At 58.6% G+C, this 21865-nt stretch carries 25 protein-coding genes and 1 pseudogene; 19 read left to right on the forward strand and 7 right to left on the reverse strand.

Going from position 1 to position 21865, the window contains the following annotated elements; all coding sequences use genetic code 11:
- The first annotated feature begins 18 nt into the window (after window positions 1–18).
- The 3 genes from cobA (at window position 19) to J5276_RS00185 (ending at window position 3494) form a co-directional block, all read left to right on the forward strand.
- On the forward strand, window positions 19–807 hold the full coding sequence (gene cobA, locus J5276_RS00175) for a uroporphyrinogen-III C-methyltransferase (protein ID WP_019565976.1): 789 nt from the start codon (window positions 19–21) through the stop codon (window positions 805–807).
- Window positions 804–2120: a cobyrinate a,c-diamide synthase gene (locus J5276_RS00180; RefSeq protein ID WP_019565977.1), complete on the forward strand. Its 1317-nt coding sequence runs from the start codon at window positions 804–806 to the stop codon at window positions 2118–2120. The genes cobA and J5276_RS00180 overlap by 4 nt, the downstream gene beginning before the upstream one ends.
- 123 nt (window positions 2121–2243) lie before the next feature.
- Window positions 2244–3494, forward strand: coding sequence for a cytochrome-c peroxidase (locus J5276_RS00185; RefSeq protein WP_019565978.1), 1251 nt, complete (start codon window positions 2244–2246; stop codon window positions 3492–3494).
- Here J5276_RS00185 and leuB read toward each other — a convergent pair.
- From leuB to J5276_RS00200, 3 genes are all read right to left on the reverse strand, one after another.
- Window positions 3475–4587 carry a 3-isopropylmalate dehydrogenase gene (gene leuB, locus J5276_RS00190; protein WP_003516442.1) on the reverse strand — a complete coding sequence of 371 codons (1113 nt, stop codon included), beginning with the start codon at window positions 4585–4587 and terminating at the stop codon, window positions 3475–3477. The two genes, J5276_RS00185 and leuB, sit on opposite strands and share 20 nt — an antisense overlap.
- Before the next feature lie 225 nt (window positions 4588–4812).
- Window positions 4813–5418 carry a 3-isopropylmalate dehydratase small subunit gene (gene leuD / locus J5276_RS00195; protein ID WP_025594665.1) on the reverse strand — a complete coding sequence of 202 codons (606 nt, stop codon included), beginning with the start codon at window positions 5416–5418 and terminating at the stop codon, window positions 4813–4815.
- Between the two features lie 165 nt (window positions 5419–5583).
- Complete coding sequence (locus J5276_RS00200; protein ID WP_003516445.1) at window positions 5584–5814, reverse strand: hypothetical protein; 231 nt, start codon at window positions 5812–5814, stop codon at window positions 5584–5586.
- A gap of 109 nt (window positions 5815–5923) precedes the next feature.
- Here J5276_RS00200 and J5276_RS00205 point away from each other — a divergent pair, with 109 nt between their 5' ends.
- Window positions 5924–6835, forward strand: coding sequence for a CoA ester lyase (locus J5276_RS00205; RefSeq protein ID WP_065705106.1), 912 nt, complete (start codon window positions 5924–5926; stop codon window positions 6833–6835).
- Window positions 6832–7038 (forward strand): DUF1737 domain-containing protein, encoded by a 207-nt coding sequence (locus J5276_RS00210; protein ID WP_003505258.1) that lies wholly within the window; start codon window positions 6832–6834, stop codon window positions 7036–7038. Before J5276_RS00205 ends, J5276_RS00210 begins: the two co-directional genes overlap by 4 nt.
- 21 nt (window positions 7039–7059) lie before the next feature.
- Here the strand turns inward: J5276_RS00210 and J5276_RS00215 are convergent, their stop codons facing one another.
- Window positions 7060–7500: a metallopeptidase family protein gene (locus tag J5276_RS00215; protein ID WP_003516449.1), complete on the reverse strand. Its 441-nt coding sequence runs from the start codon at window positions 7498–7500 to the stop codon at window positions 7060–7062.
- Between the two features lie 328 nt (window positions 7501–7828).
- On the opposite strand from J5276_RS00215, the gene rplU reads away from it, so the two are divergent.
- The 14 genes and pseudogenes from rplU to J5276_RS00285 all read left to right on the forward strand — a co-directional run bounded on the left by rplU (window position 7829) and on the right by J5276_RS00285 (window position 20007).
- A complete protein-coding gene (gene rplU, locus J5276_RS00220) occupies window positions 7829–8143 on the forward strand; it encodes a 50S ribosomal protein L21 (RefSeq protein WP_003516451.1) in 315 nt (104 codons plus the stop codon).
- Between the two features lie 40 nt (window positions 8144–8183).
- The gene (gene rpmA, locus J5276_RS00225) at window positions 8184–8453 is read left to right on the forward strand and encodes a 50S ribosomal protein L27 (protein WP_003492686.1); all 270 of its coding nucleotides are present in this window, start codon (window positions 8184–8186) and stop codon (window positions 8451–8453) included.
- 131 nt (window positions 8454–8584) lie between these two features.
- Window positions 8585–9217: a GNAT family N-acetyltransferase gene (locus J5276_RS00230; protein ID WP_003516453.1), complete on the forward strand. Its 633-nt coding sequence runs from the start codon at window positions 8585–8587 to the stop codon at window positions 9215–9217.
- Window positions 9214–9804 carry a GNAT family N-acetyltransferase gene (locus J5276_RS00235; protein WP_065662945.1) on the forward strand — a complete coding sequence of 197 codons (591 nt, stop codon included), beginning with the start codon at window positions 9214–9216 and terminating at the stop codon, window positions 9802–9804. Before J5276_RS00230 ends, J5276_RS00235 begins: the two co-directional genes overlap by 4 nt.
- A 168-nt stretch (window positions 9805–9972) precedes the next feature.
- The gene (obgE, locus tag J5276_RS00240; RefSeq protein ID WP_003516456.1) at window positions 9973–11040 is read left to right on the forward strand and encodes a GTPase ObgE; all 1068 of its coding nucleotides are present in this window, start codon (window positions 9973–9975) and stop codon (window positions 11038–11040) included.
- Complete coding sequence (gene proB / locus J5276_RS00245) at window positions 11037–12206, forward strand: glutamate 5-kinase (RefSeq protein ID WP_111782540.1); 1170 nt, start codon at window positions 11037–11039, stop codon at window positions 12204–12206. Before obgE ends, proB begins: the two co-directional genes overlap by 4 nt.
- Complete coding sequence (locus J5276_RS00250) at window positions 12199–13485, forward strand: glutamate-5-semialdehyde dehydrogenase (RefSeq protein WP_162632946.1); 1287 nt, start codon at window positions 12199–12201, stop codon at window positions 13483–13485. Before proB ends, J5276_RS00250 begins: the two co-directional genes overlap by 8 nt.
- A gap of 42 nt (window positions 13486–13527) precedes the next feature.
- A complete protein-coding gene (locus J5276_RS00255; RefSeq protein WP_075807713.1) occupies window positions 13528–14112 on the forward strand; it encodes a nicotinate-nucleotide adenylyltransferase in 585 nt (194 codons plus the stop codon).
- A gap of 94 nt (window positions 14113–14206) precedes the next feature.
- Window positions 14207–14651, forward strand: a pseudogene (gene rsfS / locus J5276_RS30755) (ribosome silencing factor).
- 158 nt (window positions 14652–14809) lie between these two features.
- Window positions 14810–15292 (forward strand): 23S rRNA (pseudouridine(1915)-N(3))-methyltransferase RlmH, encoded by a 483-nt coding sequence (gene rlmH / locus J5276_RS00265; RefSeq protein WP_111782541.1) that lies wholly within the window; start codon window positions 14810–14812, stop codon window positions 15290–15292.
- Between the two features lie 159 nt (window positions 15293–15451).
- Window positions 15452–16858 carry a murein hydrolase activator EnvC gene (locus J5276_RS00270; RefSeq protein ID WP_065660031.1) on the forward strand — a complete coding sequence of 469 codons (1407 nt, stop codon included), beginning with the start codon at window positions 15452–15454 and terminating at the stop codon, window positions 16856–16858.
- Complete coding sequence (locus tag J5276_RS00275; protein WP_003516467.1) at window positions 16848–18173, forward strand: S41 family peptidase; 1326 nt, start codon at window positions 16848–16850, stop codon at window positions 18171–18173. The genes J5276_RS00270 and J5276_RS00275 overlap by 11 nt, the downstream gene beginning before the upstream one ends.
- A 63-nt stretch (window positions 18174–18236) precedes the next feature.
- Window positions 18237–19436, forward strand: a complete 1200-nt coding sequence (locus J5276_RS00280) for a divergent polysaccharide deacetylase family protein (RefSeq protein ID WP_065705111.1) — start codon at window positions 18237–18239, stop codon at window positions 19434–19436.
- A gap of 58 nt (window positions 19437–19494) precedes the next feature.
- Entirely contained in the window at window positions 19495–20007 is a 513-nt protein-coding gene (locus tag J5276_RS00285) for an RNA pyrophosphohydrolase (protein ID WP_013636972.1), read from the forward strand.
- A gap of 48 nt (window positions 20008–20055) precedes the next feature.
- On the opposite strand, the gene bfr is transcribed toward J5276_RS00285, so the two are convergent.
- From bfr to phbB, 3 genes are all read right to left on the reverse strand, one after another.
- Window positions 20056–20541 carry a bacterioferritin gene (gene bfr / locus J5276_RS00290; RefSeq protein ID WP_003516472.1) on the reverse strand — a complete coding sequence of 162 codons (486 nt, stop codon included), beginning with the start codon at window positions 20539–20541 and terminating at the stop codon, window positions 20056–20058.
- The gene (locus tag J5276_RS00295) at window positions 20507–20818 is read right to left on the reverse strand and encodes a bacterioferritin-associated ferredoxin (protein ID WP_013636971.1); all 312 of its coding nucleotides are present in this window, start codon (window positions 20816–20818) and stop codon (window positions 20507–20509) included. The genes bfr and J5276_RS00295 overlap by 35 nt, the downstream gene beginning before the upstream one ends.
- A gap of 261 nt (window positions 20819–21079) precedes the next feature.
- The gene (gene phbB / locus J5276_RS00300; protein ID WP_112153921.1) at window positions 21080–21805 is read right to left on the reverse strand and encodes an acetoacetyl-CoA reductase; all 726 of its coding nucleotides are present in this window, start codon (window positions 21803–21805) and stop codon (window positions 21080–21082) included.
- Between the last annotated feature and the right edge of the window lie 60 nt (window positions 21806–21865).

The raw sequence follows: 21865 nt of genomic DNA on the forward strand, positions 1-21865 counted from the left end.
AAAAAGCAGCCGAGAAGAATGTCGATAGCGCAGGTTTTGAACAGCATCGCCGCAAAAGGTCCGGTCTTTGAGGCCGGGCATGTCTGGCTCGCAGGCGCGGGTCCGGGCGATGTGCGTTATCTGACGCTCGAAGTGGCGCTCGCGCTTTCGCAGGCCGATGTGATCGTGCGCGACGCGCTGGTGAGCGACGATGTCGTTTCCCTGGGGCCTCAGGCTGAAATCGTGTTTGCCGGCAAGCGCGGCGGCAAGCCGTCGGCAACTCAGGACGACATCACTGCCTCGCTGATTGATCTCGCCCGACAGGGTAAGAAGGTGTTGCGGCTTAAGGGTGGCGATCCGTTTATTTTCGGGCGTGGCGGCGAAGAGGCGGAGGCGCTTGTCCGCGCCGGCATCCCATTTCGTATCTTGCCGGGCATGACCTCGTCGCTTGCAGCCCTTGCTTCAGCGCGCATTCCCGCCACCATGCGCGGTATCAGCCGCGCTGTCACGCTTGCCACCGGCCATGCCGCCGGGACCGAAGAGGATCTGGACTGGCTGGCACTGGCGAAGACACAGGAACCCATTGTCGTTTATATGGGGCTTAAGAACATAGGCTCGATCGCCGGTCTTCTGATGCAGGGCGGTCGTTCGGGCAAGACGCCGGTCGCCGTCATCATGTCGGCAACGACCGCGCAAGAACGGATTTTCATCGGCACACTGGAAAGCATAGCTGACGATGCAAAACGGGAAAAATTCGAGGCGCCGGCGCTGATCGTTATTGGCGAGATCGTTTCGATGCGCGACCGACTTGGGGTGCCGACCTTATGACCACACGGGCGATCATCATCGGCGCACCGCGCTCTGGTTCCGGCAAGACCAGCGTAACAATCGGCTTGCTCAGGGCCTTTGCCCGGCGCGGCATCAAGGTGCGCGGCATCAAGACGGGGCCGGATTATATCGACCCCGGCTTCCATGCCTTCGCCACCGGCACATCCGGCCTCAATCTCGACAGCTGGGCCATGCAGCCGGAATTGCTTCGACACCTGTTGTTGCAACAGGCTGATGGTGCCGACCTCGTTTTGATCGAAAGCGCCATGGGCCTGTTCGACGGTATCCCCGTGGCGGAAAACCGCACTGGTTCTGCGGCGGATCTGGCCCGGCTGTTCGGCATTCCCGTGCTGCTGGTGCTGGATGTGTCGGGTCAATCGCAGACAGCCGCTGCTGTTGCCTATGGTTTTGCCCACTATGATCCTGTTGTCACCATGGCGGCGGTGGTGCTGAACCGCGCCGGCAGCGAAAGACACCGGACGCTGTGCACGGAGGCCATCGAAAAAATCGGTCTGCCTGTCGCAGGATGCGTCCTGCGTGATCCGTCACTCATCCTGCCGGAACGGCATCTGGGCTTGGTGCAGGCCAGCGAACATCCGGAAATCGACGCGCATATAGAACGGCTGGCGGATGTGATGGAAAGGTCCATTGATCTCGATGCCTTGCTTTCGCTCGCTGCGCCTGTAGATGTGCCCTCCGGCTCGGTGGAGGCAGCGATTGCGCCGCCCGGCCAGCGCATCGCGCTTGCAGACGACGCGGCGTTCACCTTTCTTTATCCGCACCTCAAGAACCACTGGCATGCAGCGGGGGCGGAGATCGTGCCCTTCTCACCGCTGGCCGACGAGGCGCCCGATGACACCTGCGACATTTGCTGGCTGCCAGGTGGTTATCCCGAACTTTACGCTGGAAGGCTTGCCGATGCTGCCGTGTTCAAGGCAGGCATTGTCCGTTTTGCCGAGACGAAGCCGGTGCATGGCGAGTGCGGCGGCTATATGGTTTTGGGAGCGGCGCTGGAAGATGCCGATGGTGTCACCCACGCCATGACCGGGCTTCTGTCACATGCCACCAGTTTCGCCACGCGCAAGATGAACCTCGGTTACCGGCAGGCTGCAATCGTGGCAGATGGGCCGCTGGGCAAAGCGGGCGAAGTTCTGCGCGGCCACGAGTTTCACTATGCGCGTGTTATCGATCCGGGTCACGATGAGCCTTTCGCTCAGATCGCTGACGGACAGGGTCGTCCGCTCGGCCCCTCCGGTGGCAGGCGGGGTCTTGTTTCAGGCACTTTCTTCCACGCGATAGCCAAAGCCGGGTAAGCAATTTGGCGTCCGGATGCGGGGTTGCGTCAAAGTGGAGCGGGCTGAGAAAGTTTGTAGTCTGGTGCGATAGGTAAGTGCTATATAACCACTGTCGTCCCGAGTTTCCGAAACGCTATTTCAATGAAAAGACTGCGCCTATTCATTTCTGCCGCCCTTGCCGTGGCCATGATACCGGTTCCGCTCGAGATCGGTGCTGGTCAAATGCAGGCTCACGGCGGCGAAGATTATGCAACGCTTGAAAAACTCGGCGCGGCGCTGTTCGATGATGCCAATCTCTCCATGAACCGCACGATGGCGTGTTCCACCTGCCATATGCAGGCGGCGGGTTTTTCCGATGCGCGCGAAAGCGACAAGGTCGGCCGGGACGTCTCTCTCGGCGATGACGGGATTTCGCTGGGCGACCGTAATGCGCCGACTGCAGCCTATGCCCGGTTCACGCCGCCTTTCGGCAAGAACGCTGCGGGAGAGTATGTCGGCGGGCAATTCTGGGATGGTCGTGCCTCCCTGCTGGAAGACCAGGCGGGTGGACCACCGCTCAACCCGATCGAAATGGGCATGCCGGATAAAGCCTCTGTCGTCAAACGGCTCAAGGAAAACCCTGATTATGTTGCGGCGTTCGGCACACAGTTCGGCAGCGATGTTTTCCAGAGTGACGAAGGCGCCTTTGCTGCGATGACCAAGGCGCTGGCGAGCTTCGAGCGTTCCGATGAATTCTCCACCTTCGATTCCAGGTATGACCGTTTCCTGCGCGGCGAAGAAAAGCTGACCGATCAGGAGGAGCTGGGCCGGGTTCTTATCTCCTCGACGCAGTTCACCAATTGCAATACCTGCCATGAAATCCGTGGCGCCAAGGGTTTGGAAGATGGCCTCTTCACCAACCACAAATATTTCAACATCGGTGTTCCGGCCAACACGTCGGTCAGGGCAGCCAACGGCTCCAAGCCGGATGCGGTCGATCTCGGATTGGCGCAAAATCCCGCCGTGGCCGGCGATCCGGCTCAGCGCGGCAAGTTCAAGGTGCCTACCCTTAGAAACGTCGCTGTCACTGGTCCCTACATGCACAATGGCGTGTTTAAGGATCTGCGCACGGTGGTGCTGTTTTACGTGAAATACAAAAGCAAGAAACCCAGCCGGCAGATCAACCCTGAAACGGGTAAAACCTGGGATGCGCCGGAAGTGCCTGATAATATCGCCATGACAGAGCTGACTTCCGCACCGGCGCTGGACGACAAGCGTGTGGACGCCATCGTCGCCTTTTTGAAGACACTGACTGACAAAAGATATGAACATCTTTTGCCAAAGGAAGATGGGCAAGCGACCGTGCCGCCTGCCCAACCGGTTTCGGTGAGTGTTACGCCGAAAGCGCCTTGAATTCTGCGAGAACCGCGTCACCCATTTCGGAGGTGCTGACCTGACGGGAACCGTCAGACATGATGTCGGCGGTGCGGATGCCTTTGTCGAGCACGTTCGCAATTGCAGTTTCGAGCTTCGTTGCCTCATCTACCATATTGAACGAATAGCGCAGGCACATGGCGAAGGACGCGATCATGGCAATGGGGTTGGCGATGCCCTTGCCGGCAATGTCAGGTGCCGAACCGTGCACCGGCTCGTACATGGCCTTGCGCTTGCCGGTCTTGGCATCCGGTGCACCAAGCGATGCCGACGGCAGCATGCCGAGCGAGCCCGTCAGCATGGCAGCGACGTCGGAAAGCATGTCGCCGAAGAGGTTGTCGGTCACGATCACGTCGAACTGCTTGGGCTTGCGCACCAGCTGCATGCCGCCAGCATCGGCCAGCATATGCTCCAGCTGAACGTCCTTGTATTTCGCAGCGTGGGTTTCGGTGACGACCTGGTTCCACAAAACGCCAGATTTCATGACGTTGCGCTTCTCCATGGAGCAGACGCGGTTATCGCGCGTGCGTGCCAGTTCGAAAGCGACGCTGGCGATGCGCTCGATCTCGAAGGTGTCGTAGATCTGCGTGTCGATACCGCGCTTCTGGCCGTTGCCGAGGTCGATGATCTGCTTGGGCTCGCCGAAATAGACACCGCCCGTCAGTTCGCGGACGATGAGGATATCGAGACCCTCTACCAGCTCCGGCTTCAGTGAGGAGGCTTCGGCAAGTGCCGGGTAGCAGATGGCGGGGCGCAGGTTGGCGAAAAGTTCGAGATCCTTGCGCAGGCGAAGCAGGCCGGCTTCCGGGCGGTGTTCGTAGGGAACGCCATCCCACTTCGGGCCGCCCACGGCGCCAAACAGGATCGCATCGGCGGCAAGGGCCTTTTCCATATCTGCGTCGGAAATCGCGACGCCATGGGCATCATAAGCGGAGCCGCCGACCAGACCTTCCTGCGTGGTGAAGCCGGCATTTTTCGCGCTGTTCATATAGTCGATCAGCTTGCGGACTTCGGCCATGGCCTCGGGGCCGATACCGTCACCGGGCAGAAGGAAAAGCGTGCGGACTGTCATGAAAACCCTCCTTGGGCGGCGCGCCGGAAACCATCATAAAGGGTTTTCGATTGCGGCGAGCGCGGCGTCAAACTCGTTTCCGTCCTGCCGCCTCACAAGTCACGTCGCCAGCCGAACGGGATCGGGGGCTTCTTATCCCCGCCTCAACGGCTTTTCAAGCAAAGCAAAAGCCGATCCGGTACGGTTTTGTACGGGATCGGCTTTTAAAAGAGGATAGAAGTGCGGTCAGGCCCAGGGGCGGACCGAGGCATTTGCCTTTTCGAACGTGTCGATGGCGCCGGAATGCTCCAGTGTCAGGCCGATGTCGTCGAGGCCGTTCAGCATGCAATGGCGCTTGAATTCATCGATCTCGAAGGTGATCGTGCCGCCATCAGGGCCGCTGATTTCCTGACGTTCCAGATCGATGGACAGAACGGCGTTCGAGCCGCGCGAGGCGTCGTCCAGCAGCTTTTCGAGATTCTCGGGGCTGACGACGACAGGCAGGATGCCGTTCTTGAAACAGTTGTTATAAAAGATATCGGCGAAGCTGGTGGAGATCACGCAGCGGATGCCGAAATCGAGAAGCGCCCATGGTGCATGTTCGCGCGAAGAGCCGCAGCCAAAATTATCGCCCGCGACGAGGATCTGGGCGTTCTGGTAAGCGGGCTTGTTCAGCACAAAATCTGGATTGGGCGAGCCATCTTCGAGATAACGCGACTCGGCAAAAAGGCCGGTGCCAAGACCCGTGCGCTTGATGGTCTTAAGATAGTCTTTGGGAATGATCATATCGGTGTCGATATTGACGACCGGCATGGGCGCAGCAACGCCCGTCAGCTTGGTGAATTTTTCCATCTGTCGCTTCCCGTGTTTCCCTGGTCACAAAATCCGGCGTGGACTGACGCCCGCCGGATATTTTCTGTCGGGAAATACTGCAAAACGGATCGCTTTAGAAGCGCAAACCCGCATTCTTCGGTACGCCGCGTGCAGCGTTCTCGCATTTTGACAGGATTAACGATCTCAAAGATCGATGATCGTGCCTTTGCCGTCGTTCCAAACGCGCATGTCGCGCTGGTTGCGGGGCTTGACCGGAATGGGTGCCGGCTTCATACGCGCCGAAAGCAGACGGGCAGCGCTGAGAACGGCGAGCACGCCGATAAAAGCGACCGTAAGCGAGGCGGTAAAAAGAGCCACCAAAGCCAGAAGTGCGATGCCGGATGCGGCAATGAAAAATGAACGGATGCCTTGCATGATTCAACCTTTCTTTCCAGACGAATGTGGGCCTTCTTCTTCCGGCTTGCAAGAGGATTCAGTGGATTGTCGTGTTGCAGATGTCACAAAAGCTTGACACAAGTGCGGCATGACTAATTTTTTCGAAAATATTCCTGTGAGACCGCGCCGTTCGCTGCTGTCGGTTCCGGCCATCAATGTCAGGGCGCTCGAAAAAATCCGCGATCTCGATTGCGATGGGGTTATTCTCGATCTGGAGGATTCCGTTGCACCCGATGTGAAGGGCGAAGCGCGAGAGAATCTGGGCAGGCTGTTTTCGGATGCGCACTTTGCGGGACGCGAGATCATTATCCGTATCAATCCGCTGTCAACGCCGGATGGTATGGAGGATTTAAAGCTCGTGCTTTCCTGCCGGCCGGATGCGGTATTATTACCGAAGGTAGAGCAGCCCGCCGATATTAACGATGTGGCCGATCTTCTGGCGGAGGCCGATGCGCCCCAGGGCTTGAAAATCTGGGCGATGATCGAGACGCCGCTCGGTGTGTTGAACGCAGCGTCCATTGCTGACGCTGCCCATACGCCGGATGGACGGCTTGCCGCTTTCGTCCTCGGACTCAACGATCTGCGCAAGGAGACACGGGTTCCTTCCGTGCCCGGGCGAACCTACCTCGTGCCGTGGATGATGCAGGTGGTGCTTGCCGCCCGCGCCTATGGGCTTGATGTCATCGATAGCGTGTCGAATGATTTTCGCGATATCGCGGCTTTTGGCACCGAGTGCGAGCAGGGCCACGCCATGGGCTTCGATGGCAAGATGCTGATCCACCCGGCCCAGATCGAGCCCGCCAATCGTCACTTCGGCCCCGATGAGGCCGCTGTCGCTGAAGCCAGGGTGATTATTGACGCTTTCGCAAAACCCGAATCTGTGGAATTGAACGTCATCAACATGAACGGGCGGATGATCGAACGGCTGCATGTGAGCCAAGCCGAAAGGCTGGTCGCCATGGCCGATATCATCGCACAACGAAAGGCGCAAAAGACGTGAAGGTCTATCGTTTCATTACAGGTCCCGATGACGCGAAGTTCTGTCACCGGGTCACCGAAGCTCTGAACAAGGGGTGGGAACTTGCCGGTTCACCCAGCTACGCCTTCAACGCCGCAAGCGGCGTCATGCATTGCGGCCAGGCCGTGACCAAGGTGGTCGAGGGCAAGGAATACCACCCGGATATGAAGCTCGGCGAGCAATAAGAGGAGTGGCTGCCGGCGGGCTCAGCGCTCCGCCGCGGCCTCGTCGGCGCTTTCTTCGATCCGCTCCATGTCGTCATCCGACAGGCCGAAGTGATGGCCGATCTCGTGGATGAGGACATGGGTGATGATGTCGCCTAGCGTTTCCTCATTCTCGGCCCAGTAGTCGAGAATGGGGCGGCGATAAAGCGTGATGCGGTTCACCATCTCGCCGGTTTCCATGGTGAAACGTTCGGAGATACCGCGCCCCTCGAACAATCCCAGCAAGTCGAACGGTGTTTCGAGCGCCATGTCCTCGAACACTTCGTCTGTTGGGAAATCAGAGATCTCGATGACGAGATCCTTGGTCAATGCACGGAATTCTTCTGGCAGGTGCCCATATGCCTCGATCGCAAGCGACTCGAAGGCGGAAAGTGTCGGCGCATGGCGGTCCCGCCAATCGTCGGTCTGGTCTATGCGGGCCATTTCTGCTCCTTGTTGAAGGCCCATATAAACACTTGCTGCGCAAATTTCGAGACCTGACTGCTTCGCTTGCCAAAAAAGCATGAAATTCTTGGCGTTAGAGTTACTTTTCAAACATCCGTCATCTTGACATAAACTGATGTCTCGCGTAATTCGCACCCAAATTGATGGCGTATTGCGCCTTCTGTTTATTCCGCCCCTCAAAGGCGGCTTCACCGGCAGACTTTCAAAAGGGCATTCAGTCCTGACGGATTTCCGCTACTCCGACTGATAAAAAGACGGCCAGCTTGCTTTGGCGGGCAGAGCCGGAACGAACATGAAAGGATAACAAATGTTCGCAGTCATCAAGACCGGCGGTAAGCAGTACCGCGTAGCGGCCGATGCCGTGCTGACCATCGAAAAGCTGGAAGCAGAGGCAGGCGCAACCGTAGAATTCACCGAAGTTCTCGTGATCGGCGAAGGCGCCGACGCTCAGTTCGGTGCTCCCTTTGTCAAGGGTGCCATCGTCAAGGCTGAAGTTGTCGAGCACAATCGCGGCAAGAAGGTCATCGCCTTCAAGAAGCGTCGTCGTCAGAACTCCAAGCGTTCGCGCGGCCATCGTCAGCATCACACTGTCGTCCGCATCACGGACATCGTTGCTGCCTGATAGGCGCGACACGGGAAACAAGGTTTAAAGGAGAACTCCAATGGCACACAAAAAAGCTGGCGGTTCATCGCGTAACGGTCGCGATTCCGAATCCAAGCGCCTTGGCGTAAAGAAGTTCGGCGGCGAAGCTGTCATTCCAGGCAACATTATTCTGCGTCAGCGCGGAACCCAGTGGCATCCGGGCGCCAACGTTGGCATCGGCAAGGACCACACGATTTTCGCACTGACCGCAGGTAACGTGAACTTCCGTACGAAGGCCAACGGCCGCGTATTCGTATCCGTGGCCCCGAAAGCGGAAGCCGCAGAATAAGCCGGTAAGCGTCATATGCAGCCGGTGTCCCATCGACCCGGCTGAGACGTATCAGGTTCAGTCAAGAAAACAGGGGAGATGGGGTACCACCCAACTCCCCTTTTTCTTTAACCCCCAGGAGGGACTGAACCATGCAAGCTGAATTGTTGAGGGTTGACCAATCACGGTCACCCGAAGAGCGGCCGAGGCCCGATCGGTCGAGGAGCGATTGCCCCGTTTTACTGTCGCAGAGGCTGGTTTTACGCAAGCCTCACGAAGAAGACATCGACGCCCTTGCCCATCTTGCCAACAATGCCAATATCGCGACCATGGTGTCGCGTATGCCGCACCCGTACACGGCCAAAGACGCCGCGGACTTCGTGCGACGCACCAATGCTGGCGAGATCGGCAAGTGCGTCTATGCGATTACCCGCATGGACAATGGCGAGTTTCTGGGTTGCTGCGCGCTTGAACCGCAGGAAGACGAAAAGACGCTGGAAATCGGTTACTGGCTGGGGGAACCCTACTGGAACCGGGGCTACATGACCGAAGCCACGCATGCGCTGATCGACATGGCCTTCCGCACGCGTGAAATCGACCAGATCGATGCCCGCTGCCGGGTCACCAACATCCCCTCGCGCCGGGTCATCCAGAAGTGCGGTTTCCAGTTCCAGGGCTCCGGCATGGTCGGTTCGCTGGCATTGGGTGGTATGGTACCGGTAGAATGGTACAGGCTGGACCGCAAGACCTGGGTTTCGCTGAAGAGCTGGGGGGACATGGGATGAGCACGATCGAGCTTACCCGTCACCGTGCAACTGCGACGGTCGCGCCGCCCGGCCCCTGCCCGGTCATCGAGACGTCGCGTCTGGTGCTGCGTCCGCAGCGGCTTTCCGATGCCGGCAGCATTGCGGAATCGCTTGGCGATTTTGCCGTGACCAGGATGCTGGCCCGTGTTCCCGCGCCGTATCATCGACAGGATGCGCTGGAATGGCTGGTCCTGCGTACTTCAGGCACCCTGCCCGATTGGGATTTCGCCATCACAAGCGGTGACGATACACTCATCGGCGTCGTCTCGGTCGAATTGCGGCACGGCGAGTGGCATCTCGGCTACTGGCTGAACCGGTTCTACTGGGGCAAGGGTTATATGACCGAGGCGGTGGCCGCCGTGGTCGAGCGGTTCTTCCGCCGCATGCCCGGTGTGGTTCTCCATTCCGGTGTGTTTGCGGATAATCCGGCTTCGCTGCGCGTGCAGGAAAAACTGGGCTTCCGGGTGACCGGCTGCCACCAGATTTACGCCACGGCGCGTGCTGCGATGGTGGCGCATATCGATACGGCGATCACGGCTGAGGATTTCGTTCAGCAGCACCGCTGACAATCAAAACAAGGCCGGTTGCCGCAAACCGGCCTTGTCTCACGCAGGCGCTTCCCGCACGATAGTCTTTGACCTTGTGGAGAAGCGCTTGTATTCGAAACGACGATATTTTTGTTTGGCACAACGCCTTGAGCTGATGTGCCCGCAAACCGACAGAACGGCAGTCCGATGAAATTTCTCGATGAAGCAAAAATCTATATCAAGTCCGGTGATGGCGGCGCGGGCGCCGTTTCCTTCCGACGCGAAAAATTCATCGAGTTCGGCGGCCCTGATGGCGGCGATGGCGGACGCGGCGGCGACGTCTGGATCGAGGTGGTCAACGGTCTGAACACGCTGATCGACTTCCGCTTTCAGCAGCATTTCAAGGCCTCGATCGGACAGCACGGCATGGGTAAGACCCGCACCGGCGCCAAGGGTTCCGACGTGGTTCTGAAAGTGCCTGTCGGCACGCAGATTTTCGAGGAAGACAACGAGACGCTGATCGTCGACCTGACAAAGGAAGGCCAGCGTTTTCGTCTTGCCGCTGGCGGTAACGGCGGTTTCGGCAACGCCTATTTCAAGTCTTCGACCAATCAGGCGCCGACCCATGCCAATCCGGGCCTTGCGGGCGAAGAAAAGACGCTCTGGCTTCGCCTGAAGCTGATCGCTGACGCCGGTCTCGTTGGTCTGCCGAATGCAGGTAAGTCGACATTCCTCGCGACCGTGACGCGCGCGCGGCCGAAGATCGCCAATTATCCATTCACGACCCTGCATCCGAATCTCGGCGTCGCGACCATCGACGGCCGTGAATTCGTGCTGGCCGACATTCCCGGCCTGATCGAAGGCGCGCATGAGGGTGTGGGCATCGGCGACCGTTTCCTCGGCCACGTGGAGCGCACCCGTGTGCTTCTGCATCTCGTCTCCGCGCAGGAAGAAAAGGTCGGGCAGGCCTATAAGACTGTTAAGGCCGAACTGGATGCCTATGGTGGCGGGCTGACCGACAAGCCAGAAATCGTGGCGCTTTCGCAGATCGACGTGCTGGACGAAAAAGAACTGAAAAAGAAGGCAAAGGAACTGGAAAAGGCCTGCGGCCGTCCTCCGCTCCTTCTGTCTGCCGCTGCCCACATTGGTATGACGGAGGCGCTGCGCGCCCTTCGCGATATCATCGTCTCGGCAAGCAATGGCGGCGAGACCGCCCTTCCCGACCGCTCAATGCCTGTGGATAGCGAGGCCGAGGAAGAGGACGATCGCCTATGAGCCTCACCCGCAAACCGCTGGGTAGCCACCACCGGATCGTCATCAAGATCGGTTCGGCACTTCTGGTGGACCGGAAAAGCGGGCTCAAGAAAGATTGGCTCGACGCCATTTGCGAGGACATCGCTGCGCTGAAGAAAAACGGCGCAGATGTTCAGGTGGTGTCTTCTGGCGCCATCGCGCTCGGCCGCACGGTGCTCGGTCTGCCCTCCGGCGCATTGAAGCTGGAGGAAAGCCAGGCAGCGGCGGCCGTCGGCCAGATCGCTCTGGCGCGGGCATGGTCGGAAAGCCTGTCGCGGCATGAGATCGTCGCTGGCCAGATTCTGCTGACGCTGTCCGACACCGAGGAGCGCCGCCGTTACCTCAATGCGCGCGCCACCATCAACCAGCTGCTGAAGATCGGTGCCATTCCGATCATCAATGAAAACGACACGGTGGCAACCACCGAAATCCGCTACGGCGACAATGACCGTCTGGCCGCCCGCGTGGCCACCATGACCGGTGCCGATCTTCTGGTATTGCTGTCTGATATCGACGGGCTTTACACGGCTCCGCCGCATCTTGATCCGGATGCGAAGTTCCTTGAGACGATTGCAGATATTACGCCCGAGATTGAGGCCATGGCAGGCGGTGCGGCTTCCGAGCTTTCACGCGGCGGCATGCGCACCAAGATCGATGCCGGCAAGATCGCGACCGCTGCCGGCTGCGGCATGATCATCGCTTCCGGCAAGACGCTCAATCCGTTGAAGGCCATCGAAAACGGCGCCCGCTCCTCGTGGTTTGCGCCATCAGGCACACCGGTGACGGCGCGAAAGACCTGGATTGCCGGTCAGTTGCAGCCGGCAGGTGAGATTCATGTGGATGCGGGTGCGGAAAAAGCGCTCTATGCCGGTAAAAGCCTGCTTCCCGCGGGCGTGCGGGTGGTGAAGGGCAATTTTGGACGCGGCGATGCGATTGCCATTATCGGCGTTGAAGGCCGAGAGGTCGCGCGCGGCCTTGCAGGCTACGATGCGGAAGAGGCGCGTCTTATCATCGGTCACAAGTCCAACGAGATCGAGGCGATACTTGGCTATGTCGGGCGTGCGGCGATGATCCATCGTGACGATCTGGTGATGGCGGGTGCCGCCGTGAAAGTTAAAAATACTGAAAAGGATGAGGTCCATGCCTGAACAGGCCGTGAAGCAGAGCCATGATATTGATGCACTGATGATGACCATCGGTGCACAGGCAAAAGCTGCTTCGCGACCGTTGTCCATCGCAGGTACGGATCAGAAAAAACGTGCGCTTCTCGCCATGGCGTCCGCCATCGAGGCGTCGAGGGAAACGATCCTTGCCGCCAACAGGAAAGATCTGGCGGCGGCGGATAATAGCGGCCTTGCCGCTTCCTTCATCGACAGGCTTACGCTTGACGATGCGCGGATCGCCGGTATCGCCGAAGGCATCCGCTCGGTTGCCGCGCTGCCTGATCCGGTTGGCGAAGTTATTGCCGTCTGGGATCGCCCGAACGGTCTGAAGATCGAGCGCGTGCGCACGCCGCTTGGCGTCATCGGCGTGATTTACGAGAGCCGCCCGAATGTGACTGCAGATGCCGGCGCGCTCTGCCTCAAGGCGGGCAATTCGGTCATCCTGCGCGGCGGCTCGGATTCGCAACATTCATCGCGTGCTATCCATGCCTGCCTCGTCGAGGGCCTGAAGATCGCCGGTCTTCCCGAGCATGCCATTCAGCTGGTGCCGGTCACCGACCGCGCTGCCGTGGGCGCGCTTCTTGGTGGATTGAATGGCACGGTTGATGTGATTGTGCCGCGCGGCGGCAAAAGCCTGGTTGCGCGGGTGCAGTCTGAGGCGCGGGTTCCGGTCTTTGCGCATCTGGAAGGTATTTGCCATATCTATGTCGACGGATCGGCCGATCTCGACATGGCGAAACGCATCGTCGTGAATGCCAAGATGCGCCGCACCGGCATTTGCGGCGCGGCGGAAACGCTGCTGGTGGATGCCGCTGTTGTTGCCACGCATCTTGAACCGCTCGTCAAGGGCCTGATCGAGGCCGGTTGTGAAGTACGCGGTTCGCAGGCCGTGCGTAATGTTGTCGAGGGCTTGAAAGCCGCAACGGAAGATGACTGGCGCACCGAATATCTCGATGCGATCATTTCGGTTGCTGTCGTGGACGGTATTTCAGGCGCGATCGACCATATCAGCACCTATTCGTCCAACCACACGGAGGCGGTGATCGCCGAGGACCCAGCGGTGGTCGAGCGTTTCTTCAACGAACTCGATTCGGCCATTCTGCTGCATAACGCTTCCACGCAATTTGCCGATGGCGGTGAATTCGGAATGGGTGCGGAAATCGGCATCGCCACGGGCAAGATGCATGCACGCGGCCCGGTTGGTGTCGAGCAGCTCACGTCGTTCAAATACCGCGTGCATGGCACCGGTCAGACGCGGACCTGATAGTTGCTGGTCGAAACACGCCTCGACAGACGTTATCTCACCATGCCGCATGCGGAGCGCGGCATGGTCGTCGGGCTGTTTGGCGGCTCCTTCAATCCGCCGCATGCCGGCCATGCCCTTGTTGCCGAAATAGCGCTTCGCAGGCTGGGTCTAGACCAGCTCTGGTGGATGGTGACGCCAGGCAATCCGCTGAAAAGCCGCTCGGAACTGGCGTCTCTGGAGGATCGTATCGCTGCCTGCGAAAGGCTGGTCAGCGATCCCCGCATCAAGGTGACGGCTTTTGAAAAATCGCTGGGGATCAGCTACACGGCCAATACGCTTGCCAAGGTGAAAGCAAAAAATCCGCATGTCCGCTTCATCTGGATCATGGGAGCCGACAATCTGAAAAGCTTCCATCGCTGGCAACAATGGCGAAGGATCGCCGAGACCTTTCCGATTGCGGTGATCGACCGGCCGGGTTCCACCCTCTCCTACCTCTCCTCCACCATGGCGCAGGCCTATAGCCAGGCGCGGATCGATGAGGATGATGCGGGTGTTTTGTGGAAAAAAAAGGCGCCTGCCTGGGTCTTTATCCATGGTCCGCGTTCCACGCTCAGTTCGACGGCGCTCCGCAATAATCACAAATGATGTATGCGACAGCCGTTGAAGGCTCCATATCTTGAAAAGTTAATGCTTTGGTGCCACCTTAATCTGGTGACGCACAGATTCGCGTCGCCAGTGCCTGTTTTGTCATTCTTGGAAAGGGAAAACCTCTGACAACAGTACACGCCAAGGGAAGAGCATTTGTTGCTATCCCGAAGGGTCAGGACAGTGGCGCCGATGCCGCCGACCACGCCCTCGAAACCGTCCTCGCGAGCCTCGAGGACTCCAAGGCTGAAGATATCGTATCTCTCGACATTGCCGGAAAATCGGCGCTTGCGGACTACATGGTGGTGGTCTCCGGGCGATCGAACAGGCATGTCTCGGCGATCTGCGAGCATCTTCTCAAGGATATGAAGGATGAAGGGTTTGGAAGCGCCCGCGTCGAAGGTCTGGAGACCGGAGATTGGGTGCTGATCGATACCGGCGATATCATCGTTCATGTGTTCCGTCCGGAAATCCGTGTCTTCTACAACATTGAAAAAATGTGGGCGACGCCGGAAATGCCGGAAGACACGCTGCATTGATGCGGTGAGCCTTTGACGTCGCACATCGGGCCTCCCGAATATCATTTTTGATTTCGGATCGATGTGCGTGGTCGGAAAGCAAGCCGGCCGCATAGGAATCCGTAGGCTATGCTGTTAAGAGCGTGACCCTGTTGGGTCACGATGGATGCAGGTTTGCGATGCGGATTTCGATTTTTGCGGTGGGACGGCTGAAATCCGGCCCGGAAAAGGATCTTGCGACCCGTTATATCGAACGCCTTGCCAAGACCGGCCCGGCGATCGGGTTGGAGTTTTTGCGCGTGATCGAGGTCGCGGAAAGCCGGGCATCGAACGCGGAGACGCGCAAGCGCGAAGAAGCGGCGATGCTGGAAAAACATCTGGCTGATGGTACCGTGCTCGTGCTGCTGGACGAGCGCGGCAAGGCGCTGGATAGCCCGGCCTTTGCCTCATTTTTTGGCGATCTGCGTGATAGCGGCAAGCGCGACCTCGTGATTGCGATTGGTGGCGCCGACGGCCTAGATCCTGCACTTTACGACAGAGCGGCGGCCGTTCTTAATCTCGGCAAGCTCACATGGCCGCACCAGATCGTTCGTATTCTGATCGCCGAACAGCTTTACCGCGCCGTCACCATTCTCTCCGGTCATCCCTATCATCGCGTTTGAGCGTGATCTTCATGTGGAAAATTGTCTCAATTTCAACATGAAGCTTCGCGAGACGGAAAGGCGTGAAGGCTTTGAAGCCAGCCTGTTTCTGGCCTCTTGGAAGATTGGGGCAAAATCCCTAATATCGGCGCTCCTGCTTCGGCATCAAAGAAAGTTCAAATGGACAAGAGGTCTCAACGAAAACGCCACGCTGCCCTTGCGGGCGCGGTTTTCGCTGTCCTTGTCCTGGGGATTTCCCCCGTTGAACGCGCCTTTTCGCGTGATGATGCGGGTGCTGCGCCTGCTGGTGAGGGTGATTCGTCGCCGGAGGCGCTTCAGACGCTGGAAAAGCGCCGTGATCAGAACCGCCAGGATCTGGAAGAACTGGTCGACAGCATCGGACTTTCGGAAGACAAGACGCGAAATCTCGAGGAAAGCATTGCTTCCCTTAATCAGGATAGCGCCCGTATCCGCGACGAGCTGATAGCGTCGGCTGCGCGCCGCAAGGCACTGGAAACCAAGATCAGCGATGGCGAGGATCGTCTGGCCAAGCTTTCGGTCCGCGAAGATGGCGTCAAGGCATCACTGCGCGAGAGGCGTGGCGTGCTGGCGGAGGTTCTGGCGGCGCTGCAGCGTATGGGCAGAAACCCTCCCCCCGCCCTTCTCGTTTCGCCTGATGATGCGCTGGCTTCGGTGCGCAGCGCCATTCTTCTCGGCGCCGTCGTGCCCGGCATTCGCGGTGAGACCGACAAGCTGGTTTCTGCTCTCAAAGAATTGACCGACGTCAGGCAGGCAATCGCTCGCGAAAAGGACGATCTTACGGGTATGATGACGGCAAGTCTGGAAGAGGAAAAACGCCTCGACCTGCTGCTTGCTGAAAACGACCGCAGAAATTCGCAGACGGCCGCGGCGCTGGAGGCGGAACGTAAGCGATCCGAGGAGCTTGCAAGCAAGGCGACCAGCCTTGAGGGTCTGGTCGGTTCGCTTGAAAGTGAGATCAGTTCGGTGCGGGAAGCTATGGAAAGGGCGCGTGCGGAAGAGCAGCGCGTGGCCCGTCTTTCCGAAGCGGAACGTGAGAAGGAGCGTGCCGCAGCCGAGGCGGGAATGCCCGATAAAAACCGTATTGCGCCCGCATATCCCTTCGCGAGTTTGAAGGCAAAGCTGGACCTGCCGGTGGCTGGAGATGTGTTGCGCCGGTTCGGCGATGCGGATGGTACGGGCCACTTTTCCAAGGGAATTGTCGTCGCGACCGGACCTGAGGCCATCGTGACGGCACCCGCAGACGGCTTTGTTGTATTTGCCGGAGATTTTCGCAGTTACGGCCGAATGATCATCCTCAATACGGGTGACGGATACCATGTGGTCATGACGGGAATGGACAATGTGAGGACACGACAGGGAATGTTTGTGTTCTCCGGAGAGCCAATCGCCTCCATGGGTGCAAAAAGAGTAGCGAGTGCAGCAGCATTGGCGCTGGAAACCGACCGGCCAACGCTCTACATTGAGTTCAGGAAAGATGGTGTGCCGGTTGATTCCCAACCTTGGTGGACCGCAAAAAATACCGGAAGGGCGCACAATGATTCGTAAGGTTTCGCTTCTCCTTATCGGTGGGCTTATGGGCGCCACGGCGATGAGTGTGATTTATTCGGCGAGCATGCCGGCACAGGCGGCCGGGCCTTCGACCTATAAGGAACTGTCAATCTTTGGCGACGTGTTCGAACGTGTGCGTGCGCAATATGTGACGCCGCCGGATGACGAGAAGCTGGTCGAAAACGCCATCAACGGCATGCTCAGCTCGCTTGATCCGCATTCGAGCTTCATGAATGCCAAGGACGCCAACGACATGCGCACCCAGACCAAGGGTGAGTTCGGCGGTCTCGGCATCGAAGTGACCATGGAAAATGAACTGGTCAAAGTCATCTCGCCGATGGACGACACGCCGGCTTCGCGCGCAGGCATTCTTGCCGGCGACTATATTTCGGAAATCGACGGTACGCCGGTTCGCGGTCTGAAGCTGGAGCAGGCGGTCGAGAAGATGCGCGGCGCGGTCAAGACGCCGATCAAGCTGACGATCATCCGCCAGGGCGCCGACAAACCGCTCGAATTCACCGTCATGCGTGATGTCATTGCCGTACGCGCGGTCAAGTCCCGTGTCGAGGGCGATGTCGGTTATCTCCGCGTCATCTCATTTACCGAGAAGACCTATGACGATCTCGAAAAGGCGATCAAGAAGATCAAGACGGATGTGCCGGCTGACAAGCTGAAGGGCTACGTGCTCGATCTGCGTCTCAACCCCGGTGGTCTGCTCGATCAGGCGATCAATGTTTCCGACGCCTTCCTCCAGCGTGGCGAAGTCGTTTCGACCCGTGGCCGTAACCCGGACGAGACCCGTCGCTTCAATGCAACGGCTGGCGATCTGACCGATGGCAAGCCCGTTATCGTGCTCATCAACGGTGGCTCTGCTTCGGCGTCTGAAATCGTCGCCGGTGCGCTGCAGGATCTGCGTCGCGCGACTGTGGTCGGCACGCGCTCCTTCGGCAAGGGTTCGGTCCAGACGATCATCCCGCTCGGCGAGGCCGGCGCGCTGCGTCTGACCACGGCGCTTTATTACACGCCGTCTGGCAAATCGATCCAGGGCACGGGCATTACGCCTGATATCAAGGTCGAACAGCCGCTGCCGCCGGAATTGCAGGGCCGTGTCACGACCGAAGGTGAATCCAGCCTGACCGGCCATATAAAGGGCCAGAGCGAAACGGACGAAGGTTCGGGTTCTTCAGCTTACGTTCCGCCGGAAGCCAAGGACGATATCCAGCTGAATTATGCGCTGGACCTGTTGCGCGGTGCCAAGACCGATCCGTCGTTCCCGCCGAACCCGGACAAGGCTGTGGTCAACAAGCAGTAAGATGGATGCGCCGGCCAGCCGGCGCATTTTCTCGATTGCCTAACCGTTTGGACGGATCGTTCATTGCCTTCTGACCTGCGAAAACCGCTTCTGGGTCGACAGAAAAAAAGCGCCGGTATCAACCGGCGCTTTTCCGTCATTATGGTTCTGTCCGCGCTTGCAGTTCTGACGATCGGCGGGCTTTCCGTCTATACGGCCCTGTCGCCCGGCAATCTGCAGAAGACGGCTTCCGGGCCGGACACCCAGCCCCAGCTCCCCGAAGATGCTCCGAAAACGGCAGCAGCCGATGTGGCGGATCCCAACGATACGGCTGGTCTGAAGCCGGAAAGCGGCCGCTCCGGCGCGAATATAAATCGGGCGACGATGCCGGATGGCAATGTGGTATCGGTCTATTCTCCTCGCCCCCGTGACAGCGACGGACCGGTGCTGATGAGCGGCCAGACCTACGGTCAGGATCCGCGCATGGCCACGCGGCCGAATGATGCATTGCTGGAAGAAACCGCATTCGGCAGATTGCCGGTCGTCGGTGCCGATGGTTTGCGGCCGATGGAGCAATATGCCCGGCCATGGTCCGGCGCACGCGGCACCCGGGTGGCGATCGTGGTCGGTGGTCTCGGCCTCAGCCAGACGGGTTCGCAAAAGGCGATCCGGGAACTGCCGCCGGAGGTGACGCTCGGTTTTGCTGCAAGCGGTAACAGCCTGCAGCGCTGGATGCAGGAAGCACGCCGTGAGGGGCATGAAATCCTTCTCCAGATACCGCTGGAGCCCTTCGGGTATCCCGGCACCAATCCCGGCCCGGACACGCTGCTGGCGGGCGATCCCGCGAAGGTCAATATCGACCGGCTGCATCGCTCCATGGCGAAAATTACCAATTATACTGGCATCATGAATTATCTCGGCGGGCGTTTCCTTTCCGAGCAGGCGGCGCTCGAGCCGGTCATGCGCGATATCGGCAAGCGCGGGCTGCTTTTTCTGGACGATGCCTCTTCGGCGCAGTCGCTGAGCGGCGGGATTGCCAAAGCCATTTCCGCGCCGCAGGGCTTTGCCGATGTTCTGCTTGACGGTGAGGTCACCGAAGCCACTATCCTGCACAAGCTGGACGAATTGGAGCGGATCGCGCGACGTAACGGTCAGGCGATCGGCGTTGCCTCGGCTTTTGACGAAAGCATCGCTGCAATCTCGAAGTGGTCGCGGGAGGCGGGCGGTCGTGGTATTGAGATCGTTGGTGTTTCTGCGCTTGTTTCGCAGCAGGCGGGGCAGTAAACCTTCTGCGCGGCCATTCCTTAGCGCCTTTTCGGCGCGCAGACAGTGCGGGTTTCCAATGACAATCAAAGCAGAAGATTTGCCTTACCGTCCCTGTGCGGGGATTATGGTTCTGAACGCCGAAGGCCTTGTCTGGGCCGGCCGGCGCATCAGGGAAGGCAATTCGGAATATGACGGTTCACCGCAATTGTGGCAGATGCCGCAGGGCGGCATCGATGACGGTGAACGGCCTTTGACGGCCGCCATTCGCGAACTTTACGAAGAGACGGGGATGAAAACGGTGACGTTGCTGGCGGAAGCGAGCGACTGGATCCATTATGATCTGCCGCCCGAACTGATCGGCATCGGCCTGAGAGGCAAGTATCGCGGGCAGGCGCAACGCTGGTTTGCCTTCCGTTTCGATGGCGACGAAAGCGAAATCCAGATCGACCCACCTCCAACAGGGCATACGGCTGAATTCGACGCCTGGGACTGGAAGCCGATGGAAAGCCTGCCAGAGCTCATCGTGCCCTTCAAGCGCGCGGTCTACGAGAAAGTGGTTGCGGAATTCCGGCACCTTGCCGGCAAGTAATAAAAAAGGCGGCCACTGGCCGCCTTTTCTTTGGTCGATTGCGAAAGCTTATTCTGCCTCGTTGGCGGAATCGGCGTTGAGTTGGCCGTATTTTTCCGCACCGATCTTGCCGAGCAGTTCGAGCTGGGTCTCAAGGAAGTCGATGTGACCTTCCTCGTCGATCAGCAGTGCTTCGAACAGCTTCATCGAGACATAGTCTCCGGCCTCGGAACAGATGTCGCGCGATTTCTTATAGGACGTCCGTGCGTCATATTCGCCCGCCAGATCGGCTTCGAGCACTTCCTTGACGTTCTGACCGATGCGCAGGGGAGCCAGGGTCTGGAGGTTGGGATGACCTTCCAGGAAAATGATACGATCGATGATCTTGTCCGCGTGCTGCATCTCTTCGATGGATTCCGCACGCTCCTTCTTTGCAAGCTTGGTGTAGCCCCAGTCATTCAGAAGTCGGTAGTGAAGCCAATACTGGTTTACCGCACCGAGTTCTAGAAAAAGGGCTTCGTTAAGCCGCTCGATGACTCTTGTGTCGCCTTTCAATGTCCGCTCTCCTGTTCTCTTCATGGAATCGCTTCAAGCGGGACATAAAATCAAAAACATCTGCTTCCGTCGAGTGGCGACGGGCGTGATATTCTTCGGTTGTCTGTATGATCAGGTCGACGACAGTCGGGAAACAGCCGCAGCAGCGGCCACGTTTTTCCATGGCATGATACACTTTTGCCGGAACGATAAGCTGCCAACAGTCCTCATCGAGGAGCTCGTTAATGACGTCCCGGATATCGTGGTCGGTGATGTAATTGCAGCTGCAAACCAGCATGATCGACTGCCTGTATGACGCAACACGTTGTTTTCGTTCTTAAACCAAAACAGGACACCCACTGTCAAGAAAAACCTCCGAGGATATCCGAAAGTGAACTCTGGATTCATTCTAAACTATACGAAAACTGTCGTATTTTCATTAGTTTAGCAGTTCCTATATTGCGGTATTTTTCGATCAAGTTTTCGTGCGTGGCGATATCATCAGGGCAAATATCACGAAAAGTTTACCTGCTTCCTTCCCGTTAGAAGGGTGCCGATCTCAGGCGAAATATTGCCCGCCATTTGCGGTCATCGTGGAGCCGGTTATGAAACCAGCCTCGTCCGACACGAGAAACAGGACGCAGCGCGCGATTTCTTCCGGTTCGCCCAGGCGCCCGACCGGGATTTGCGGCACGATCCGCTCGGCCAGCACTTTCTCCGGTATAGCCCTCACCATCTCCGTGCCGATGTAACCGGGGCAGATGGCGTTGACGGTAATGTTGCGGCTTGCGCCTTCCTGGGCGAGCGCCTTGGTAAAGCCGATATCGCCAGCCTTTGAGGCTGAATAGTTGACCTGGCCAGCCTGGCCCTTCTGGCCATTGATGGAGGAAATATTGACGATGCGACCGAAGCCGCGGTCGCGCATACCCGGCCAGACGGGATGCGTCATGTTGAAGACGCCGGTGAGGTTGGTGTCGATCACCTCGCGCCATTGCTGCGGTGTCATCTTGTGAAACATCGCATCGCGAGTGATGCCGGCATTGTTGACGAGAACCTCGACGGGGCCGAAGACCTCTTCAACCTGGGCTATGCCTTTTACGCAGGCATCATAGTCTCGCACGTCCCATTGAAACGCGGGGATGCCGGTTTCTTTCTGGAAGGCCTCTGCCCTATCGGTCGTGAAGGCGTAGTTGACGGCCACCTGGTAGCCGGCTGCCTGCAAGGCGCGGGCTATTGCTGCGCCTATGCCGCTTGTCCCGCCCGAAATCAACGCAACCCGGCTCATATGGCCTCCATTTCCTGAACTGTTTTAGCCGTGCTCAACGGCCACAGAAATGCGGCCAAT

The organism is Agrobacterium sp. S7/73 (genome assembly GCF_019355535.1).
Taxonomy (GTDB): domain Bacteria; phylum Pseudomonadota; class Alphaproteobacteria; order Rhizobiales; family Rhizobiaceae; genus Agrobacterium; species Agrobacterium tumefaciens.

What these genes read in the sequence shown, in the direction of transcription:
- J5276_RS00295 (WP_013636971.1), bottom strand. Translation starts at nt 20,818, where the DNA reads ATGCTGGTTTGCAGCTGCAATTACATCACCGACCACGATATCCGGGAC.
- leuD (WP_025594665.1), bottom strand. Translation starts at nt 5,418, where the DNA reads ATGGAAAAATTCACCAAGCTGACGGGCGTTGCTGCGCCCATGCCGGTC.
- phbB (WP_112153921.1), bottom strand. Translation starts at nt 21,805, where the DNA reads ATGAGCCGGGTTGCGTTGATTTCGGGCGGGACAAGCGGCATAGGCGCA.
- J5276_RS00180 (WP_019565977.1), top strand. Translation starts at nt 804, where the DNA reads ATGACCACACGGGCGATCATCATCGGCGCACCGCGCTCTGGTTCCGGC.
- J5276_RS00215 (WP_003516449.1), bottom strand. Translation starts at nt 7,500, where the DNA reads ATGGCCCGCATAGACCAGACCGACGATTGGCGGGACCGCCATGCGCCG.
- J5276_RS00275 (WP_003516467.1), top strand. Translation starts at nt 16,848, where the DNA reads ATGATTCGTAAGGTTTCGCTTCTCCTTATCGGTGGGCTTATGGGCGCC.
- J5276_RS00255 (WP_075807713.1), top strand. Translation starts at nt 13,528, where the DNA reads ATGCCGCATGCGGAGCGCGGCATGGTCGTCGGGCTGTTTGGCGGCTCC.
- J5276_RS00230 (WP_003516453.1), top strand. Translation starts at nt 8,585, where the DNA reads ATGCAAGCTGAATTGTTGAGGGTTGACCAATCACGGTCACCCGAAGAG.
- rpmA (WP_003492686.1), top strand. Translation starts at nt 8,184, where the DNA reads ATGGCACACAAAAAAGCTGGCGGTTCATCGCGTAACGGTCGCGATTCC.
- J5276_RS00235 (WP_065662945.1), top strand. Translation starts at nt 9,214, where the DNA reads ATGAGCACGATCGAGCTTACCCGTCACCGTGCAACTGCGACGGTCGCG.
- rplU (WP_003516451.1), top strand. Translation starts at nt 7,829, where the DNA reads ATGTTCGCAGTCATCAAGACCGGCGGTAAGCAGTACCGCGTAGCGGCC.
- J5276_RS00270 (WP_065660031.1), top strand. Translation starts at nt 15,452, where the DNA reads ATGGACAAGAGGTCTCAACGAAAACGCCACGCTGCCCTTGCGGGCGCG.
- leuB (WP_003516442.1), bottom strand. Translation starts at nt 4,587, where the DNA reads ATGACAGTCCGCACGCTTTTCCTTCTGCCCGGTGACGGTATCGGCCCC.
- rlmH (WP_111782541.1), top strand. Translation starts at nt 14,810, where the DNA reads ATGCGGATTTCGATTTTTGCGGTGGGACGGCTGAAATCCGGCCCGGAA.
- J5276_RS00250 (WP_162632946.1), top strand. Translation starts at nt 12,199, where the DNA reads ATGCCTGAACAGGCCGTGAAGCAGAGCCATGATATTGATGCACTGATG.
- proB (WP_111782540.1), top strand. Translation starts at nt 11,037, where the DNA reads ATGAGCCTCACCCGCAAACCGCTGGGTAGCCACCACCGGATCGTCATC.
- J5276_RS00185 (WP_019565978.1), top strand. Translation starts at nt 2,244, where the DNA reads ATGAAAAGACTGCGCCTATTCATTTCTGCCGCCCTTGCCGTGGCCATG.
- obgE (WP_003516456.1), top strand. Translation starts at nt 9,973, where the DNA reads ATGAAATTTCTCGATGAAGCAAAAATCTATATCAAGTCCGGTGATGGC.
- J5276_RS00205 (WP_065705106.1), top strand. Translation starts at nt 5,924, where the DNA reads ATGACTAATTTTTTCGAAAATATTCCTGTGAGACCGCGCCGTTCGCTG.
- cobA (WP_019565976.1), top strand. Translation starts at nt 19, where the DNA reads ATGTCGATAGCGCAGGTTTTGAACAGCATCGCCGCAAAAGGTCCGGTC.
- J5276_RS00285 (WP_013636972.1), top strand. Translation starts at nt 19,495, where the DNA reads ATGACAATCAAAGCAGAAGATTTGCCTTACCGTCCCTGTGCGGGGATT.
- J5276_RS00200 (WP_003516445.1), bottom strand. Translation starts at nt 5,814, where the DNA reads ATGCAAGGCATCCGTTCATTTTTCATTGCCGCATCCGGCATCGCACTT.